Annotated in this window: 15 protein-coding genes, 1 tRNA gene and 1 pseudogene; 10 read left to right on the plus strand and 7 right to left on the minus strand. The window is 67.2% G+C overall.

The window, feature by feature from the left end; all coding sequences use genetic code 11:
• Positions 1-125: 125 nt before the first annotated feature.
• The 3 genes from ACOEQ2_RS15915 to ACOEQ2_RS15925 are packed head-to-tail and all read left to right on the plus strand — an operon-like array spanning position 126 to position 2,604.
• Positions 126-1,679, plus strand: coding sequence for a flavin monoamine oxidase family protein (locus ACOEQ2_RS15915; RefSeq protein ID WP_419731254.1), 1,554 nt, complete (start codon positions 126-128; stop codon positions 1,677-1,679).
• The gene (locus ACOEQ2_RS15920; RefSeq protein ID WP_419728925.1) at positions 1,679-2,104 is read left to right on the plus strand and encodes a c-type cytochrome; all 426 of its coding nucleotides are present in this window, start codon (positions 1,679-1,681) and stop codon (positions 2,102-2,104) included. Before ACOEQ2_RS15915 ends, ACOEQ2_RS15920 begins: the two co-directional genes overlap by 1 nt.
• 17 nt (positions 2,105-2,121) lie before the next feature.
• On the plus strand, positions 2,122-2,604 hold the full coding sequence (locus ACOEQ2_RS15925; RefSeq protein WP_419731255.1) for a RidA family protein: 483 nt from the start codon (positions 2,122-2,124) through the stop codon (positions 2,602-2,604).
• A gap of 3 nt (positions 2,605-2,607) precedes the next feature.
• On the opposite strand, the gene ACOEQ2_RS15930 is transcribed toward ACOEQ2_RS15925, so the two are convergent.
• Complete coding sequence (locus tag ACOEQ2_RS15930; RefSeq protein WP_419728926.1) at positions 2,608-3,267, minus strand: DsbA family oxidoreductase; 660 nt, start codon at positions 3,265-3,267, stop codon at positions 2,608-2,610.
• Positions 3,268-3,341: 74 nt separating this feature from the next.
• Here ACOEQ2_RS15930 and ACOEQ2_RS15935 point away from each other — a divergent pair, with 74 nt between their 5' ends.
• From ACOEQ2_RS15935 to ACOEQ2_RS15955, 5 genes are all read left to right on the plus strand, one after another.
• Complete coding sequence (locus ACOEQ2_RS15935) at positions 3,342-4,349, plus strand: glycosyl transferase family protein (RefSeq protein ID WP_419728927.1); 1,008 nt, start codon at positions 3,342-3,344, stop codon at positions 4,347-4,349.
• Positions 4,350-4,442: 93 nt separating this feature from the next.
• Entirely contained in the window at positions 4,443-5,978 is a 1,536-nt protein-coding gene (locus tag ACOEQ2_RS15940; protein ID WP_419728928.1) for a sugar ABC transporter ATP-binding protein, read from the plus strand.
• An 11-nt stretch (positions 5,979-5,989) separates the two neighbouring features.
• The gene (locus ACOEQ2_RS15945; RefSeq protein WP_419728929.1) at positions 5,990-7,084 is read left to right on the plus strand and encodes an ABC transporter permease subunit; all 1,095 of its coding nucleotides are present in this window, start codon (positions 5,990-5,992) and stop codon (positions 7,082-7,084) included.
• A gap of 74 nt (positions 7,085-7,158) precedes the next feature.
• Positions 7,159-8,115, plus strand: a complete 957-nt coding sequence (locus ACOEQ2_RS15950) for an ABC transporter substrate-binding protein (protein ID WP_419728930.1) — start codon at positions 7,159-7,161, stop codon at positions 8,113-8,115.
• A gap of 250 nt (positions 8,116-8,365) precedes the next feature.
• The gene (locus tag ACOEQ2_RS15955; protein ID WP_419728931.1) at positions 8,366-8,593 is read left to right on the plus strand and encodes a hypothetical protein; all 228 of its coding nucleotides are present in this window, start codon (positions 8,366-8,368) and stop codon (positions 8,591-8,593) included.
• 79 nt (positions 8,594-8,672) lie between these two features.
• Here the strand turns inward: ACOEQ2_RS15955 and ACOEQ2_RS15960 are convergent, their stop codons facing one another.
• From ACOEQ2_RS15960 to ACOEQ2_RS15985, 6 genes and pseudogenes are all read right to left on the minus strand, one after another.
• Positions 8,673-9,380 (minus strand): EAL domain-containing protein, encoded by a 708-nt coding sequence (locus tag ACOEQ2_RS15960; protein ID WP_419728932.1) that lies wholly within the window; start codon positions 9,378-9,380, stop codon positions 8,673-8,675.
• A 168-nt stretch (positions 9,381-9,548) separates the two neighbouring features.
• A complete protein-coding gene (locus ACOEQ2_RS15965; protein WP_419728933.1) occupies positions 9,549-10,361 on the minus strand; it encodes a DUF1796 family putative cysteine peptidase in 813 nt (270 codons plus the stop codon).
• The gene (locus ACOEQ2_RS15970) at positions 10,354-10,605 is read right to left on the minus strand and encodes a hypothetical protein (protein ID WP_419728934.1); all 252 of its coding nucleotides are present in this window, start codon (positions 10,603-10,605) and stop codon (positions 10,354-10,356) included. The genes ACOEQ2_RS15965 and ACOEQ2_RS15970 overlap by 8 nt, the downstream gene beginning before the upstream one ends.
• The gene (locus tag ACOEQ2_RS15975) at positions 10,602-12,185 is read right to left on the minus strand and encodes an acyl--CoA ligase (RefSeq protein ID WP_419728935.1); all 1,584 of its coding nucleotides are present in this window, start codon (positions 12,183-12,185) and stop codon (positions 10,602-10,604) included. The genes ACOEQ2_RS15970 and ACOEQ2_RS15975 overlap by 4 nt, the downstream gene beginning before the upstream one ends.
• Positions 12,186-12,414: 229 nt before the next feature.
• Complete coding sequence (locus ACOEQ2_RS15980; protein WP_419728936.1) at positions 12,415-13,584, minus strand: alpha-E domain-containing protein; 1,170 nt, start codon at positions 13,582-13,584, stop codon at positions 12,415-12,417.
• Positions 13,581-15,058, minus strand: a pseudogene (locus ACOEQ2_RS15985) (circularly permuted type 2 ATP-grasp protein). Before ACOEQ2_RS15985 ends, ACOEQ2_RS15980 begins: the two are co-directional and overlap by 4 nt.
• A 318-nt stretch (positions 15,059-15,376) precedes the next feature.
• Between ACOEQ2_RS15985 and ACOEQ2_RS15990 the strand changes: the two are divergent.
• On the plus strand, positions 15,377-16,633 hold the full coding sequence (locus ACOEQ2_RS15990; RefSeq protein WP_419728937.1) for a hypothetical protein: 1,257 nt from the start codon (positions 15,377-15,379) through the stop codon (positions 16,631-16,633).
• 61 nt (positions 16,634-16,694) lie between these two features.
• Positions 16,695-16,784 (plus strand) — tRNA-Ser (locus tag ACOEQ2_RS15995).
• Positions 16,785-17,037 lie beyond the last annotated feature (253 nt).

The following is a 17,037-nucleotide window of genomic DNA, read 5'->3' on the forward strand; positions in this document are numbered from 1 at the left end:
AGCTTGACGAACCAAATCAGGTGCGGATAGCCTTCATCGTAGGCAGTCAGGGATCTGCCTCGGCTATCGGAGCAGAGCGTTTGGATCGACGGAACAGTGGCGTGCCGACGCGCCGACAGGTGCTGATGCGGATCGGTGCGGCGGCGGGAAGTGTCGCGATGTACCAGGCGATGACCCGCCTGGGCCACGCAGCCGGCACCGATTTCGCGGGATCACCCGACCTGTCGGGGGCCAAGTCCGGCACCAGCGTGCTGGTGCTGGGTGCCGGCCTCGCGGGGATGCTGGCCGCCTACGAACTGCGGCGGGCCGGCTACAGCGTGCGGGTCCTGGAATATCAGAACCGGTCCGGCGGCCGGAATTTCACCCTGCGCGGCGGCGATACCCTGACCGAGCTCGGCGGCGCCACGCAGCAGGTCAATTTCGCGCCCGGCAACTACCTCAATCCCGGCCCGTGGCGCATTCCCTACCATCACCAGGGGCTGCTGCATTACTGCAAGCTGTTCGGCGTTCAGCTCGAGCCGTTCATCGAACTCAACCACAACACGCTGCTGCACAGCAGTTCGGCATTCGGCGGCAAGCCGCAGCGCTACCATGACGTGATGGGCGACTTCACCGGCTACACCGCAGAGCTGCTGGCCAAGTCGATCAACCAGAAACAGCTCGAGCAGCCGATCAGCGACGACGAGAAGCAGGATCTGCTGAAGGCGATGAAAAGCTGGGGGATGCTCGGCGCCGACTATTCCTACAAGAGCGGCGAGCTCGCATCGATGCATCGCGGCTACCAGAAGGACCAGGGCGGCGGCCCCGATGGCGCACCCGTGCCGGGACCGCTGCTGCCGCGGGCCGAGCTGATGAAGTCCGGCTTGTGGGAATGGCTGTCGTTCCACATGAGCTACGAGGTGCAGACGACGATGTTCCAGCCGGTCGGCGGCATGGACATGATCGGCAAGGGCTTCGCGGCGCACGTCAACGACCTCGTCACGCACAACGTCAAGGTGACCAAGATCGCGCAGGACGATCATGGCGTGACGGTGAGCTATCTCGACAACAACAAGGGTGGTGCCGCCACCGACGCGGAAGCCGATTATTGCGTCTGCACCATCCCGCTGCCGGTCCTGGCGGAAATCGACATCCAAGTCGGCGGCCCGATGAAGGCGGCGATCAAGGCGGTCCCCTATGCGTCGTCGGTGAAGATCGGGCTCGAGTTCAAGCGGCGTTTCTGGGAGCAGGACGAGCAGATCTATGGCGGCATCAGCTTCACCGACCAGCCGATCAGCCAGATCTCCTATCCAAGCACGAAATACTTCGATAACGGTCCGGGGGTTCTGCTCGGTGGCTACATGTTCGGGCCGGCTGCGTACGCCTTCGCCGGCATGACCCCGGAGCAGCGCGTCGAGGAGGCGCTGAAACAGGGCAGCGCGTTCCACGCGCAGTACCGGCAGGAATTCAGCAACGGCATCGGCGTCGCGTGGAGCCGGATGCCATGGACGCTCGGCTGCTGCTCGATGTGGAGCGAGGAGAGCCGCAAAGCGCATTACCAGGCACTGGTCGCGATGGATAACCGCGTGGTGCTGGCCGGCGAGCACGCCTCCTATGTCGGATGCTGGCAGGAGGGCGCGATCCTCTCCTCGGTGAGTGCGATCACCCGCCTCCACCAGCGTGCGGTCGGAGCCGCCTGATGCGTATCTTCCTCAGCACGACTGCAGCAATCCTGTTTGCGACGCTGGCCGCGGCGCCGGTGCAGCGGGCCTTGGCCGACACGGCGGCGAACGTTGCCGGTGCTGCCACCACCAGCACGGACGGTGCTGTGATCTACCAGCAGGTCTGCCAGGGCTGTCACATGGCGAACGCCAAGGGCGGGGTCGGCGCCGGGACGATCCCCGCACTTGCCGGCAATCCGAAACTCAAGGCGAGCGGCTACCCGGTGTACATGGTGCTGAACGGCAACGGCGGCATGCCGTGGTTCTCGTCGATGCTGAGCGACGCGCAGGTGGCGGCGGTGGTGACCTATGTCCGCAGCAATTTCGGCAATCATTATGCCGACGCGGTGAAGCCCGAGGATGTCGCGGCGGTACGCGGCCCGAACCCGACGATGGAGAGATAGCCGTGAGCACGAGTTTCATGAAATGCGCGGCGCTGTCGGCGATCCTGGCCGCGGCACTTGCGAACCCGGTGGCGGCACAGGATCTGGTCCGCCACTCGACGGGCAAGTTCCCGATTGCCAGCGCGATCGAGGTGCCGCCCGGCTACACCACGATCTATCTCTCCGGGATGGGCGCCGACATCGCCGACAAGACCGCGACGCCGATGACGCTGGCGGCCTACGGCGATACCGAGACGCAGGTGCGCAGCGCACTCACCAAAATCCAGGAGTCGCTCGCCACACTGCACCTGAGCTTCGCCGACGTGGTGCAGATGCACATCTACATGGTGGCCGACCCGAAGCTCGGGCACCTGGATTTCGCCGGCATGATGAAGGCCTACACGCAGTTCTTCGGCACGCCCGCGCAGCCGAACCTGCCGACGCGCTCCGCCTTCCAGGTCGCCGGCCTCGCCAATCCCGGCTGGCTGGTCGAGATCGAGGTCACCGCGGTCAGGAAATAGGGCTCAGCCGTCGAGGGCGGCGACATCGAGCAGGCGGGAGAACACCTCGGTCTCCTGCGCGCCCGAGACCGCCAGGCGCCCTGAGAACACGAAGCAGGGCACGCCGCTAATGCCGCGGCGATGGGCGCGCAAATTCTCCGAGTGCACGATATCGATGCCCTCGCGCGCGCGCAGGAACGCCAGCGCCGCGGCCCGGTCGAGCCCGACCGAGGCGGCGATCCCTGCAAGCACCTCGAGGTTGCCGATATCCAGTCCGCCGGTGAACTGGGCGGCGAACAACGCCTCCACCAGCGCGTCCGCGGGCCCGATCCGTGCCGCCCATCCGGCGAGCCGGTGGGCCTCGACGCTCGAGGGAATGTGGTGCATGCGGTCGAAGCGGAACGTGACGCCGTCCTGCAGGCCGAGTTCGGTGACGGTTGCATAGAGCCGGCGTGCACGATCCTCGCCGCCATATTTGCGCTGCACGTAGTCCAGCCGGCTGAGCCCGTCGCGCGGGATGTCCGGGTTGAGCAGGAACGGCCGCCAGGTGATCACGAACGCATCGTTCGGACGCAATGCCAGGCCGCGCAGCAGGCGACGGACCCCGAGATAGCACCACGGGCATACGAAGTCGTGCACGACCTCGATGCTCAGCCTGGTCTGGATCGGGGTCAACGCATTCACGATGGTCAGTCTATGACAAACCCCGCCGGGATCGAGTAAAAACTGCCGGCGGATCGGATCGCGGTGGGCAGCGCATGGACCAGGCATTTTCATCCACCCAGGAGCGGTTCGCCGGCTACGTCGCGACGCTCGGGCGGGGGCCCGGAAAGTCGCGCGCCCTCACGCGGGCCGAAGCGCAGGACGCCTTCGCGCTGGTGCTGGCCGACGCGGTGCATCCGGCGCAGGTCGGCGCATTCCTCATGCTGCTGCGCTACCGCGGCGAGGATCTTGACGAGATCACCGGCCTCGTCGAGGCGGCGCGCTCGGCGATGCGTGAGACGTGCGGCACGCTGTCCGCGGGACAGGTCGATCTCGACTGGCCGAGCTACGGCGCCGGGCGCACCCGCGGCGCGCCCTGGTTCCTGCTGGCGGCGCTGGCGCTGTCGCAGTCCGGCGTTCGGGTGTTGATGCATGGCAGCAACGAGTTTTCCTCAGGCATCCCGGTCGTGACCGCACTGGCAGCGCTCGGCCGGCCGCCCGCGACCGGCGCATCGTCGGTGGCGGACGCGCTCGACCGCACCGGTTTCGCGTACTGGCCGATCGCGGACCTCTCGCCCGGCATCGACCGGCTGCTCGGCATGCGACGGCTGTTCGGGCTGCGCTCGCCGGTCAACACGGTGGCGCGGCTGCTCGATCCCGGTGACGCGCGCGCCTCCGTCGATGGGGTGTTCCATCCTGCCTACATCGCGCTGCACCTGGGTGTGGCGGAGCGGCTCGGGCGGCGGTCGCTGCTGGTGATCAAGGGCGGCGGCGGCGAGGCCGAGCGTCCGGCGGCCAAGGCGACCGCGGCACATCTCTGGCGGCAGGACGGGGGCCGCTCCGAGCTGCTGCTGCCGGCTCTGATCGATGCGCCCGACGCCCGCGAGACGGACAACATCGATCAGTGGGTGGCGACATGGCATGGCGGGGAGGGCCGTCCGGGGGCGGTCCAGATAATCGTCGGCAGCATCGCCCTCGGACTGCTGGCGCTGGAGCCGGGCCAGGATCCCGTCGCCGCGGACCGGCGGGCCCGCGAGATCTGGGCCGCCCGCCGACCGACCTGATCCGGACGCCGCCAGGCAGGAGGGTGTTGCGCTCCCGCACCAACGGGGGCTTACATGGGCGTAATCAAAAAGCAGAACACCCGAGGGATCGGAATGGACAGGAGCGAGGAACGCGGGCCCCCGGCCTTGCAGATGCGCGGCATCTCCAAGACGTTTCCGGGCGTGCGCGCGCTGGCCAGCGTGCAGATCGACGCCTGGGGCGGCGAGGTGCTGGCGTTGATGGGCGAGAACGGGGCCGGCAAGTCGACGCTGATGAAGGTGCTGTCCGGCGCCTACCAGGCCGATCCCGGCGGCGAAATACGGGTGTTCGGCAAGCCGATCAGCATCACCGGCCCGCAGGTCGCCAAGGAAGCCGGCATCGCCATCATTTACCAGGAGCTGGCGCTGGCGCCGAACCTCACGGTGTCGGAGAACATCCATCTCGGCAACGAGATCAGCCGCCCGGGCGGCAGGCTCGACCGGCGGGCGATGATCGAGGATTGCCGGCCGCTGCTGGCCCGCTTGGGCACACCGTTCGGGCCGGAGACGCTGGTCGGCACGCTGTCGATCGCCGAGCAGCAGCTGGTCGAGATCGTGCGGGCACTGCACCGCAAGTCGCGCATCCTGGTGCTGGACGAGCCGACCACGGCACTCTCGGCGCGCGAGACCGACCGGTTGTTCACGCTGATCCGACAGCTCCGCGACGAGGGCATCGCGCTGATCTACATCTCGCACCGCATGGCCGAGGTGTACGAGCTTGCCGACCGGGTGACCGTGCTGCGCGACGGCAGCTATGTCGGTACCCTGGAGCGCGAGCAGCTCTCGGCGGAAGCTATCGTGCGCATGATGGTCGGGCGCGACCTGTCCTCGTTCTACACCAAGCAGCATGACGCGACCGGTGCCCGCGGCGAGGTGGTGCTGCAGGTCGACGGGCTGACCGATGGCGGCCGGGTGCATCCGTGCTCGTTCAGCCTGCACAAGGGCGAGGTGCTGGGCGTCGCGGGGCTGGTGGGCGCCGGGCGCACGGAGCTTGCCCGGCTGATCTACGGTGCGGATCGACGCGCCGGGGGCACCGTCACCCTGGCCGGCAAGCTGCTGCCGGCGCGTGGCCCCAAGGCGGCGCTGGATGCCGGGATCGCCTACCTGACCGAGGACCGCAAGGGACTCGGGCTGTTCCTCGACATGTCGTGCGGCGCCAACATCAATCTCGGCGTCATCGATCGTGACTGCCACCTGGGCGGACGGCTCGACCGGGCCAAGGCGCGCATGCGGGCGACGCGTGCGTTCAAGTCGTTCCGGGTGAGGGCGGCGAGCCCGGCGGTGCAGGTCGGCAGCCTGTCCGGCGGCAACCAGCAGAAGGTGCTGCTGGCGCGTCTGCTCGAGACCGGGCCCAAGGTGCTGATCCTCGACGAGCCGACCCGCGGCGTCGATGTCGGCGCCAAGTCCGAGATCTACCGCATCATCGACGAGTTGGCGGCGAACGGGCTCGGCGTGCTGGTGATCTCGTCGGACCTGCCGGAAATCGTCGGCATCTGCGACCGCGTGCTGGTGATGCGCGAGGGCTCGATCGCCGGCGAGGTCGGCGGCCCGGGTGGCGAGGTCATCAACCAGCAGAACGTGATGGTTCACGCAGCCGGCATGGCTGCCTGAGGGCGATTCCTATGTCTGACGATGAAGTCATGGTCGATCGATCCGGCAGCAAGGGGGGCGGCCCCGGAGCCAGCCAGCCCGGTATCCCGCCGGCAAGCGCGCCGCCAGGCCCGGAGCAGGGTGCCGGGCTCTCGTCGCGGCAGGTGCAGGTGCGCTCGCTGATCCAGGCGGCGGGGATGCTGCCGGTGCTGATCCTGCTGGCGATCGGCTTCCACCTGCTCGGCGGCCATCGCTTCCTGTCGGTGCAGAACCTGTCGATCGTGGCGCAGCAGGCCTCGATCAACTGCGTGCTCGCCGCCGGCATGACCTTCGTGATCCTGACCGGCGGCATCGACCTTTCCGTCGGATCGATCCTGGCCGCGTCCGCGATGGGCGCCTTGATCATGTCGCTGGTGCCGGGGCTCGGCTGGCTGGCGATCCCGGTCTGCCTGCTCGTCGGACTGGTGATCGGCCTGCTCAACGGCATGCTGATCGCGCTCGTGCGGCTGCCGCCGTTCATCGTGACGCTCGGCTCGCTGACCGCCGTGCGTGGCCTCGCCCGACTGATGGGTGCGGACAACACGGTGTTCAATCCGGCGCTGAACTATGCCTGGATCGGCAATGATGGGGTCACGATCCTCCCCGGCGTGGCGATCCCGTGGCTCGCGATCATCGCGGTCGCGGTCATCGTGGCCTCCTGGTACGTGCTGCGCCGGACCGTGCTGGGCGTGCGGATCTATGCGGTCGGCGGCAACCCGGCGGCGGCCCGGCTGTCCGGCATCAACGTGCCTGCGATCCTGCTGTTCGTGTATGCGCTGTCGGGCACGCTGGCCGGCCTCGGCGGGGTGATGTCGTCGGCGCGGCTGTATGCGGCGAACGGGCTGCAGCTCGGCCAGTCGTACGAGCTCGACGCGATCGCCGCGGTGATCCTCGGCGGCACCTCGTTCGTCGGCGGCATCGGCTCGATCTGGGGCACGCTGATCGGCGCGCTGATCATTGCGGTGCTGTCGAACGGGCTGATCCTGGTCGGCGTGAGCGACATCTGGCAGTTCATCGTCAAGGGCCTGGTCATCATCGGTGCGGTGGCCCTCGACCGGTTCCGGCAGGGCAGCGGCGTCCGCACCTGACCGACACGAGGCGCTGCGGGGTCTACCCCGCCTGCAGCGTCCGCCAACAAACGGGGTGGATGAGGATGACGACCATGCAAAAGACCAACCCAGGCCTGCGGGCGAAGTTCCTGGCCGGTGCCGCTGTCCTGGCATCCGTCGCCGGGCTCGCCGGTGCCGCCCAGGCCAAGCCGGTGACGTCGATCGGCGTGACCATGGGCTCGCTCGGCAACCCGTATTTCGTGGCACTCGTGAAGGGCGTCACCGCCGAGGCGCGGGCCAACGGCCAGCAGGTGGCGGTCACCGCGGTGTCGGCCGATTACGACCTCAACAAGCAGTTCACCCAGATCGACAACTTCATCGCCGCCGGCGTGAACCTGATCGTGCTGAACGCGGTCGATCCGAACGCCATCCTGCCGGCGATCAAGCGTGCGCAGGCGGCCGGGATCGCCGTGGTCGCCGCCGATGTCTCGGCCAACGGCGCCGATGCCACGGCGATGACCGACAACACCGCCGCCGGCAACCTGTCGTGCACGTTCCTGGCGCAGAAGATCGGCAACAAGGGTAACGTGATCATCGAGAACGGCCCGCAGGTGTCGTCGGTGATCGATCGCGTCAATGGCTGCAAGGCGGCACTCGCGAAGTCGCCCGACATCAAGATCCTGTCCTCGGACCAGGACGGCAAGGGCTCGCGCGACGGCGGCCTGGCGGTGATGCAGGGCTATCTGATCCGCTATCCGGACATAGCGGGCGTGTTCACCATCAATGATCCGCAGGCAATCGGCTCGGAGCTTGCGGCCAAGCAGCAGCATCGCAACGGCATCGTCATCACATCGGTGGATGGCGCGCCCGACATCGTCGCGGCACTCAAGACCGACGGCCTGATTCAGGCCTCCGCCTCGCAGGATCCGTACACCATGGGCCGCAACGCGGTGAAGATGGGCGAGCAGATCCTGGACGGTCACCCCCCGGCCGACAAGGTGATGCTGATGGCGCCGAAGCTCATCACCAAGGAGAATGTCGGGAGCTATGTCGGCTGGACGCAGCACTGAAGCTTTTACGATCGAGAGAGATCGCAACAACTCCGGTTCGTTGTTCTGCGGGCGGCTCTATCCGATCGACACGCAAGGTCGATCGGATGCTGCTCTGGCCCGCCGGCGCGCCTCCCGGATCGACATGAAAAAGCCGCGGTTCTCGGGCACGACATAGGACAAGGCCAGACTCCGTGGCGGCACATCGACGGCAACGAAGCTGTGCCTGCTGCGTAGAACGGCTATTCCGCACAACCCGAAGGATTGTCCCATGAGCGTTCGTCTCCCCGCTGCCGGCCTTGTTGCCGCAGTTCTCGCACTCGGTTCCGTGATGTCCGGCCCGGCCATGGCCAAGGGCTGCCTCAAGGGTGCCGCCGTCGGTGGCGTTGCCGGTCACGTGGCCGGTCATCATGGCGTGATGGGTGCTGCGGCCGGTTGCGCCGTCGGCCACCACGAAGCCAACAAGAAGGCCGCCGCCGCCGCCAACCCGCCGGGCTGATCCCCGACGGGTCTAGATCAGGGCCTCGGCATCAGCGTGATGCCGGGGCCCTTTTTTTATGCGGCGCCGTGTGCAGTCGTCATGCGGCGGCGAGCGAACCGGGCGTCTGCAGCAGTCCGATCGTCGGCCTTGCGAACAGGTAGCCCTGGAACAGATCGACGCCGATCGTCCGCAGCGTGCGGTGTTCCTCGACGGTTTCGACGCCCTCCGCCACCAGCGCAATGCCGAGCTCCCGACAGAGCGAGACCATGCTGCGCACCACGGCGATCCTGATCGGATCGGCATCGACGCCCCGGATCAGTTTCATGTCGAGCTTGATGACGTCCGGTCGGATGTCGACCAGCATGCCGAGGCTCGCATAGCCGGCGCCGAAATCATCGAGCGCCACGGTGAAGCCGATCTCCTGGTAGGCGGTGACGATGTCGCGCAGCCGGCGCGGCTCCAGCACCTCCTCGTCCTCGGTGATCTCGAACATGATCGACCGGTTCGGCAGCCCGGCCCTTGCGGCGGCGGCCAGGCTCGTCGCCAGGCAACGCAACGGCTCGTAGATCGCGTTCGGCTTGAAATTGATCGAGAGCAGGGCGTCGGTCGCCAGCAGCCCGAGCGACGCCGCGGTCTCGATGGCTGTCGTGCGGCATTGCTGATCGAAGCTGTAGCGGTTGTCCGCATTCACCTGCGACAGGATGGTGCCGGCGCCTTCGCCGTTCAGGCCACGAACCAGCGCCTCGTGCGCAAACACGCTGTTGTCGCCACGGATGATCGGCTGGAATGCCATGGTGATCGGCACTGCGAACCTGTCCTGCAGGCAACCGGAGCATGCCGCAGGGGACCGGTCACGAACTGCAGCGGTGTTTCCTGTCGCTTCCCTCATGCTGCAACTATCGCATGACCGTCAAAGAAACGTTATCACAATTGGTCCAGCATGTTCGATCCCGTTAACCCAACCGGCCGCAGGTTAGCCGAACCTGGGTTTCCTCGTCTCCGGTCGTGGCTCCGGTCGCATTTCTGGTTGCGCTTCTGGGCGCATCTCCGGGAGCATTTCCGGTAGCGGAAATGCGATCCGATCGCCGGCGAAGGGCTTGATCGCGAAATGACCGAGGATTTCAGTCCAGGCAGCATCGTCGCCCTGCCAGGCGAACGGCTCATGCTGCCTGAGAAACGCGCTGCGGAAGCCATCCATCATGAATTCGCGACGCTCCGGGTCGCCGTGCAGGTAGAGGAAGCGTATGTCGGACCGCTTCTTGCGCAGCAGCTCGAACAGCGCGATGGCCAGGCTTTCGTCCGCATAGCCGTCGCGCGGGTGGTGGCGCCGGATGAAATAGGGCGGCGGGCGTCTCGGGTCGAACAGGTTCCGGAACCAGCGGATCCGCATGCTGTAGAGGGTGCGGACGTAGTCCACGTCCTCCTTGTCGAGCTTCGCGAAGTCGTGGTTGAAGCCGATGCGGTAGCGGGTATCCACGGCGCCGATGAATGTGACGTCATGATAGACCGGGAACATGTTCTCCAGGTCCAGGAAGCCTGCGAAATCATTCTCGATCAGGCGGATAAGATGCCGGGTCTGGGTCGTGACGAAGTCGAACACGCCGGAGGTGTTGGAAACCTGGACCCGTCGAAGCTGGTGTCCGGCCTGGCAGTCGGAGCCGAGCGAGACGAACCGGAACGGCATCGTCAGGGTCGCCGACGGTTGCAAGGTCGCGATCGCCTCGGGGGTCGCCTGATCGAGCGTGTCGTTGCCCCCGGCCGGGGCAGGCGTCGTGCGCTCAAGCATCCACTGGAATCCGCGACCGCAGGATCAGGAAGATGTCCCCGAGCGTATTCATCATCTCGATCTCGTCCTCGTCCAGCATGAGGGCAAACGTGCGCTCCAGCCCAAGCACGACCTGGATCGCCATCACGGAGTCATAGGCGGGCACCGCGCGCAACGCCAACGCGGGATCGTATTCGAGGTCCGGTTGGTGCAGCTGTTCGCGCACCGTCGCCATCAGAGTACGGGTCAGCTCGAGATCGGTCATGACGCGATCGCCTCCTCCGCCAGGCCGAGCCGCTCGGCCATCCCGATCCGCTGCAGCTTGCCGGTCGCACCCTTGGGCAACGCTTCCAGCACGAGCACGGCGCGCGGCACCTTGAACGCCGCCACGTGGCCGGCGACAAACCGGCGCAGCGTCTCGGCGGTGGCCGAGGCGCCCTGCGTCAGCACCACGGCCGCCGCCGGCTCCTCGCCATACAGGCGGCTCGGCATCGCGAATGCCACCGCCTCGCGGACCTCGGGATGCAGCAGCAGCACGCTCTCGAGCTCGAGCGGCGACAGTTTCTCACCGCCGCGGTTGATGATCTCCTTCAGCCTGCCGGTCAGGCGCAGATAGCCGGCCTGGTCCAGCACGCCCTGGTCGCCGGTGCGGAACCAACCCGCGGTGAACGACCGCGCATTGGCTTCGGGATTGTTCTCGTAGGCGGCCATGACGCCCGGGCCACGGATCACGATCTCGCCGACCTGGTCCGCCTCGAGCAGCGTGCCCGCCTCGTCCATGATCGCGATCTGCGGCCCGGCGGCGACGCCCACCGAGCCTGGATGGCGCAGGCGCGGAGGCAGTGGGTTGCAGGCCATCTGGTGGCTGGCCTCGGTCATGCCGTAGGCCTCGATCACCGGCACTCCGAACATCTCCTCGAGTGCGGTCATGATCGGCGCCGGCAGCGAGGCGGAGGAGGAGCGGATCAGGCGCAGCCGGCTGGCCTCGATGATCGCCCGGTAGCGCGGCGCGATCTCGAGGATGGTCTGGTGCGCGGTGGGGACGGCGGTGTACCAGCTCGGCCGGCACTGCTCGAGCCAGCCGAAGAAGCGGAACCCGTTCAGCCCGCCGGTGCAGGCGACAGCGCCGCCGGCCGAGAGGCTGGCCAACACCGCCGCCACCAGCCCATGGATGTGGAACAGCGGCATCACGTTGAGGCAGAGATCGTCCGGCGTAAGGGCGAGGCTGCCGGCGATCGCCTGCGCCGACGCGGTAAGGTTCGCGTGCGACAGCGGCACGATCTTGGGTCGCGCGGTCGTGCCGGAGGTATGCAGCACAAGGGCGATGTCGCGCGGACCGACAGGGCGGGGCGCCGGTGCGTGCTCATCTGGCGAGAGTGGCGGCCAGGCCTCGGCTGCCAGCGTGAAGCGCCCGGGCGTGGCAGGATCGGCATCCAGCTCGATGATCCGGACGCCGAGCGCCTCGGCCACCGCCCGCGCCGTTTCGGCCTCGCCGCGCTTCAGGATGAGCGCCCGGACATCGAGATCCTGCAGGGTGAACTGCAACTCGGCGGAACCATAGGCGGGATTGAGCGGTGCTGCGGTGGCCACCGAAGCGATCGCCAGGAACGCGGACGCCATCTCGGGGCCGTTCGGCAGCAGGATCGCGACACGGTCCCCGGGGCCGATGCCGCGCTCGTGCAGGAATGTCGCTAGCTGGCCGCAGAGCTCGCGCAGGCCGGCATAGGTCAGCCCGTCATGTTCGGGCGTGCGGATCGCGCAGGACCCGCCGTCGCCACGCAGCAGGAGTGACGGGATCGTGCTGCGGCTGGTTCGATCTTGCGGATCGGAGGTTGTTTCGGGCACGGTCGCTTTCTGTGAGACGCCGTCGCACGCGACGATCCGTTGGCTGGCCACCGCACGCGATCGGATGAGCGATGCATGCGTGGAACGTAATATCAGTCCCGCCAACGCCCGGCAGTGTACCGAGGCCGACGCGCGTAGCCTGAACGTAGCGGTTAAATTGCGGGTGGCGACACCGAACTGACGCCACGAAACGCGACAAATTGTGTCAGGCTTGCGTCAGGCGTCGCGGCTAGCTTTGCGACTGGCCGTCCGGCAGCGGTTCGGCGGGCTGGCTCATGTCGCCCATGCTCTGCGTCATGTTCCGGCCGCCCATCGTCTGGGTCATGCCGCCCATCGTCTGGCTCATCCCGGCCGTCCGCGGCGTGTCCTCGGGTGCCACCGCGGGAGGCACCGGGAGTGTCCAGAAGGCATCGGCGATGTCGTTCTGGATGTGGCGCAACTGCAGCTGCACCCAGTCGAGGAACTCGTGCAGGCCGCGCAGGATGATCTGCTCGATGGTCTGGTCGGTGAGGGCCGCGCGCAGCTCGTCGATCCGCTCCAGCGCATCGCCGCCGCGTCGCAATCCGTAGTCGGTGCGCAACTGTCCGATGGCCCAATTGACCTGGCGCAGGGTGAGCACCAGCGAGCGGGGAAATGCGTTGTTCAGCAGCAGGAAGCCCGCGACCGCAGTCGGGGTCAGCGAGCTCGGCATCACCCGGCGATAGGCATGATAGGCGGCCGCCGATCGCAGCACGGCACTCCACTGGCTGATATCGACCTGGCTGCCGACGCCGGCCTCGCGCGGCAACAGCGTGTGGTACTTGATGTCGACGAGCCGGGTGGTCTGGTCGCCGCGCTCCAGGAACTTGCCGATCGAGTAGAAGTACCAGCCCTGGTCTCGGTAGAAGGTGCCCTCGGTGATGCCGTAATGGGTCTGGCACTCCTGCTTCAGGCGCGCGCACAGGGCAGAGAGCTGCGACGAGCGGATGTCGCGCGCGGTCAGTCGCCTGACCCAGTTGTGGAACACGTTGATGTGGGTCCACATCTCGGTCGAGATCAGCGGCCGCAGGGTGCGCGCGTTCTCACGGGCAACGGTGATGATGCTGGCGATCGAGTTCGGATTGTCGCGGTCCAGCACGTAGAAGTCGGCCACACCGCGCACGTCGGCCTCGCTGTGCGTGCTGTAATAGCGCTCGTCATCGGCATTGATCTGGATCACCGAACGCCAGCCATTCTCGACGTGGCTGGTGCGGGTGAAGGTCTCCGTCACGTCGAGGATGCGGGCCAGGTTCTCGATCCGCTCCATGTAGCGGGCGAGCCAGACCGTGCTTTCGGCGTAGCGCGACAGCAATGCCTGGGTGCGCATCGGCTGGTCGCCGCTTGCCTCCTGCATCTGGATCGACGCGGATGCCTCGGTCATGACAGCACCCAGGTATCTTTCGAGCCACCCCCCTGCGAGGAGTTCACCACCAGCGAGCCCTTCTTCAACGCGACCCGCGACAGTCCGCCCGGAAGCACCCAGGTCGAGTGCCCGGTCACCGCGAAGGGGCGCAGATCGACGTGGCGCGCCTCGACGCCGTCGTCGCAGAGCGTGGGTGCGGTCGAGAGATTGATGACCGGCTGGCTGATATAGTTCGCCGGGTCCGCCTTGAGCTTCTCGCGAAACTCCGCCAGCTCGGCGCGGCTCGCATGCGGACCGATGATGAGCCCATATCCGCCGGACTCGCCGACCGGCTTGACCACCAGCTTCTCGAGATTGTCGAGCGTGTACTGCAACCCCTCCGGCTCCCGGCAGATCCGCGTATCGACGTTGTTCAGCACCGGCTCCTCGTCGAGATAGTAGCGGATGATGCGCGGCATGTAGGCATAGATCGCCTTGTCGTCGGCGACGCCGGTGCCGACCGCATTGGCGATCGCGACATTGCCGCGCCGCCATGCCTCGACCAGCCCGCGGACGCCGAGCTGGCTGTCCGGTCGGAACACGTCCGGATCGAGAAAGTCGTCGTTGAGCCTGCGGTAGATCGAATGCACGCGCCGCAGCCCGGAGATGCAGCGCATGTACACGCGGTGGTTCTCGACCACGAGATCGCGGCCCTCGACCAGCGGCACGCCCATCTCGCGCGCCAGGAACACGTGCTCGAAATAGGCCGCGTTGTAGATGCCCGGCGACAGCAGCACGACCTGCGGATCACCGACCCCCACGGGTGCGATTTCCGCCAGCGCCTGCGCCAGCCGGACGCCATATTCCTCGACCGGGCGGATGCCGATGCCGGCCACCAGGTCGGGCAGCACGCGCAGCATCATGTGCCGGTTCTCGATCACGTACGAGACGCCGGACGGCGTGCGCGCGTTATCCTCGAGCACCAGAAAGCGTCCGGCCTCGTCTCGCACGATGTCGGTGCCGTTGACATGCACATAGACGCCGAGTGGCACGTCGAGCCCCATCATCTCCGGGCGGAAATTGCTGTTACCCAGCACGAGGTCGCGCGGGATGATGCCGTCACGCAGGATGTGCTGCTCGTGGTAGATGTCCCACAGGAAGCGGTTGATCGCGGTCACCCGCTGGATCACGCCACGCTCGACAAGCGACCATTCGGCCGCCGTCAGGACCCGCGGGATCAGGTCGAACGGCAGGATGCGGTCGATCGCGTCGCGGTCCGAATACACCGTGAAGGTGATGCCGAGATTGTACAGCTCGGCCTCGGCGGCAGCGGCGCGACGGCGCAGTTCCTCGACATCGAGCGATCGCAGCCGGTCGCGGATCAGCCGGATCGCGGGCTCCTCCGGCTGGTCGCGTTCATGATCTCGCAGAAGAAGTGCTGCGTGCCGTAGTTTGCGAAGAGACCGGTCATCGAACCGGTGTCGGCTGCAGCAATCTTGTCCGACCCGCTCATCTCGATCCGTATTCCAACTGCGTCCGACCCCGTGCTTCGCGTCCGAATGGCCCGTGCTTGCGCCCGTGTCGATTGGCGGAGCCCGGTCGGCTTGTGGCCCCGGTATCGCACCCCGTCCAGCGGATGCTGCTGTATCGAGAGCGTTGTAGCAAGAAACCTGCCGTGCTCTCAGCGCGTGACGGAAGCCGACGCCAGAGCTGGTCGAGCTGGCCTGCCCGTCGCGCGAAGGTGAACAAGCTGTCATGTTCCGGCAGGATATGGCAGTATCCATGACCGGCTGCGATGCGCCGGCTGGGTAACCGTGGGGACATCCCGCCGATGTCGGACCAGGATCAGCTTGAGGAACGACGCTTGCACCTGGTCGAGGAGCCGGTGCGCGGTCGGGCCGTGGCAGGGTCCGGGGCCGATCTCCTGTCGATCGTGCTGACCGTTTCGGCAGCCAGTGCGCCGACGCGGACCGCGCGCCATCAGGTGGTCGATCAGGTTCGGAGCCTGCGTCGGTGGCTCGGCCATGCCGGTCTCGACTCCGTCCAGGCGGAAATCCTCGTCATCGATGGCGGCGCGCTCGGCATGAGCGATATCGCCCCGCTCCAGGCGCTGTCGGCGCGGGCGGTGCCGTTTCCGCGTCATTCGGCGTCCGGGCGGGCAGCCCTGCGCAATTATGGCCTCGCCCGGGCAGCCCATCCGCTGGTGCTTTTCGTCGATGCCGAGGTCGAGCTCGGCGATGCGCTGTTGCCGGCGCTGCTGGCGGTCGCCCGCGACCCGGAGGTTGGCGCCGTCGGTCCGTGGCTGGTCCCGTCTGCGGCTCGTGCCGACCGGCCGTTGCAGGAGCAGGCGGTCTCGGCGTTATGTGGCGGCTGCCTGCTGGTGCGGCGCGACCAGGCCCGTCGGTTGCGCGGGTTCAACGCGGCCATCAGGCCGGATCTGGCGTGCGACGTCGATTTCTGCCTCCGATTGCGGGCGGCCGGCGACCGGATCGTCTGCACGCCGCATGGGCTGCCGACGCACGGCGCGGCCCGGATCCGGATCGAGGACCCGAAGGTGATGGCGACGCTGTCCGGGATCTGGAACGGCCTGACGCCGCAGGCCATCGACGAGAACCGTGTGCTGACCGACACCCCGTCCGAGTTGCCTGTCATGGAATTACCGAAGCTGCTTCACCCGGTTCCCACGGCAGTACTCCTGCCCGATCCGGCGCCAGGTCCGCCGACCGATGCGCCCGCCGCGCCGGCGGATCCGACCATGCGGCTGAAGACGGCGATCCCGGCCGACGAATTTGACCTGCGGGACATCCTGCTGGGCCTCATGCAGCCGGCCCAGGTCGTGCCGCCGATACTGCCGCCAGTACTGGCGGCGGTACCACCGCGCGCCGTGCCTTCGGAACCGCAGCCCGGTCCGGTCATCGAGGCTGTTCCGCGACCGCAGCCGCCCCCGGTGCCAGGCGCGCCGTCGAGACCGCCTGCGACCACGGCGCCGGTCGCCGCCTGGAGCAGGTCGAAACCGGCGCCCACGACGCCACCTGCGCCGCCTGGTCCGGCACCCGGACGTCGATCGAGTTGGCGTCGGACCGAGTAGCTGGATCACGGCGATCCTCTTGGCCGCTGCCGGCGCGTCAGGCATAGAGACGACAGCGCCCGGACGGGTGGCCGAGTGGTTTAAGGCAGCGGTCTTGAAAACCGCCGTAGGTGCAAGCCTACCGTGGGTTCGAATCCCACCCCGTCCGCCATAAAAGTCGTGTGCTTTGCCTATGAGGCTCACCTTTTCGACGAGCGATTCTGAACGGTCTTGAGAGACGCTTTTGGTCGTGTCGTTCAGGTGGAACCTGCCGCCTCGTGGCGTTGAAGCGCTTCTTTAAGTCTATGCACGAACGACGAAAAGCGCTTTCCAGCACAAGCGCCTCGTCTTGCTGTTGAGGTTCGGGTCGGGTTGTAAGCCTAGGCCGGCATCCGCGCCAGAAACAGGTCCGCGACCCCCGAGCG

Origin of the sequence: Lichenicola sp., from assembly GCF_965198575.1 — a bacterium.
In the GTDB taxonomy this organism is placed as follows: Bacteria; Pseudomonadota; Alphaproteobacteria; order Acetobacterales; family Acetobacteraceae; genus Lichenicola.

What these genes read in the sequence shown, in the direction of transcription:
- ACOEQ2_RS15965 (WP_419728933.1), bottom strand. Translation starts at nt 10,361, where the DNA reads ATGCTTGAGCGCACGACGCCTGCCCCGGCCGGGGGCAACGACACGCTC.
- ACOEQ2_RS15920 (WP_419728925.1), top strand. Translation starts at nt 1,679, where the DNA reads ATGCGTATCTTCCTCAGCACGACTGCAGCAATCCTGTTTGCGACGCTG.
- ACOEQ2_RS15990 (WP_419728937.1), top strand. Translation starts at nt 15,377, where the DNA reads ATGTCGGACCAGGATCAGCTTGAGGAACGACGCTTGCACCTGGTCGAG.
- ACOEQ2_RS15955 (WP_419728931.1), top strand. Translation starts at nt 8,366, where the DNA reads ATGAGCGTTCGTCTCCCCGCTGCCGGCCTTGTTGCCGCAGTTCTCGCA.
- ACOEQ2_RS15925 (WP_419731255.1), top strand. Translation starts at nt 2,122, where the DNA reads ATGAAATGCGCGGCGCTGTCGGCGATCCTGGCCGCGGCACTTGCGAAC.
- ACOEQ2_RS15915 (WP_419731254.1), top strand. Translation starts at nt 126, where the DNA reads ATGCGGATCGGTGCGGCGGCGGGAAGTGTCGCGATGTACCAGGCGATG.
- ACOEQ2_RS15940 (WP_419728928.1), top strand. Translation starts at nt 4,443, where the DNA reads ATGGACAGGAGCGAGGAACGCGGGCCCCCGGCCTTGCAGATGCGCGGC.
- ACOEQ2_RS15945 (WP_419728929.1), top strand. Translation starts at nt 5,990, where the DNA reads ATGTCTGACGATGAAGTCATGGTCGATCGATCCGGCAGCAAGGGGGGC.
- ACOEQ2_RS15950 (WP_419728930.1), top strand. Translation starts at nt 7,159, where the DNA reads ATGCAAAAGACCAACCCAGGCCTGCGGGCGAAGTTCCTGGCCGGTGCC.
- ACOEQ2_RS15970 (WP_419728934.1), bottom strand. Translation starts at nt 10,605, where the DNA reads ATGACCGATCTCGAGCTGACCCGTACTCTGATGGCGACGGTGCGCGAA.
- ACOEQ2_RS15980 (WP_419728936.1), bottom strand. Translation starts at nt 13,584, where the DNA reads ATGACCGAGGCATCCGCGTCGATCCAGATGCAGGAGGCAAGCGGCGAC.
- ACOEQ2_RS15935 (WP_419728927.1), top strand. Translation starts at nt 3,342, where the DNA reads ATGGACCAGGCATTTTCATCCACCCAGGAGCGGTTCGCCGGCTACGTC.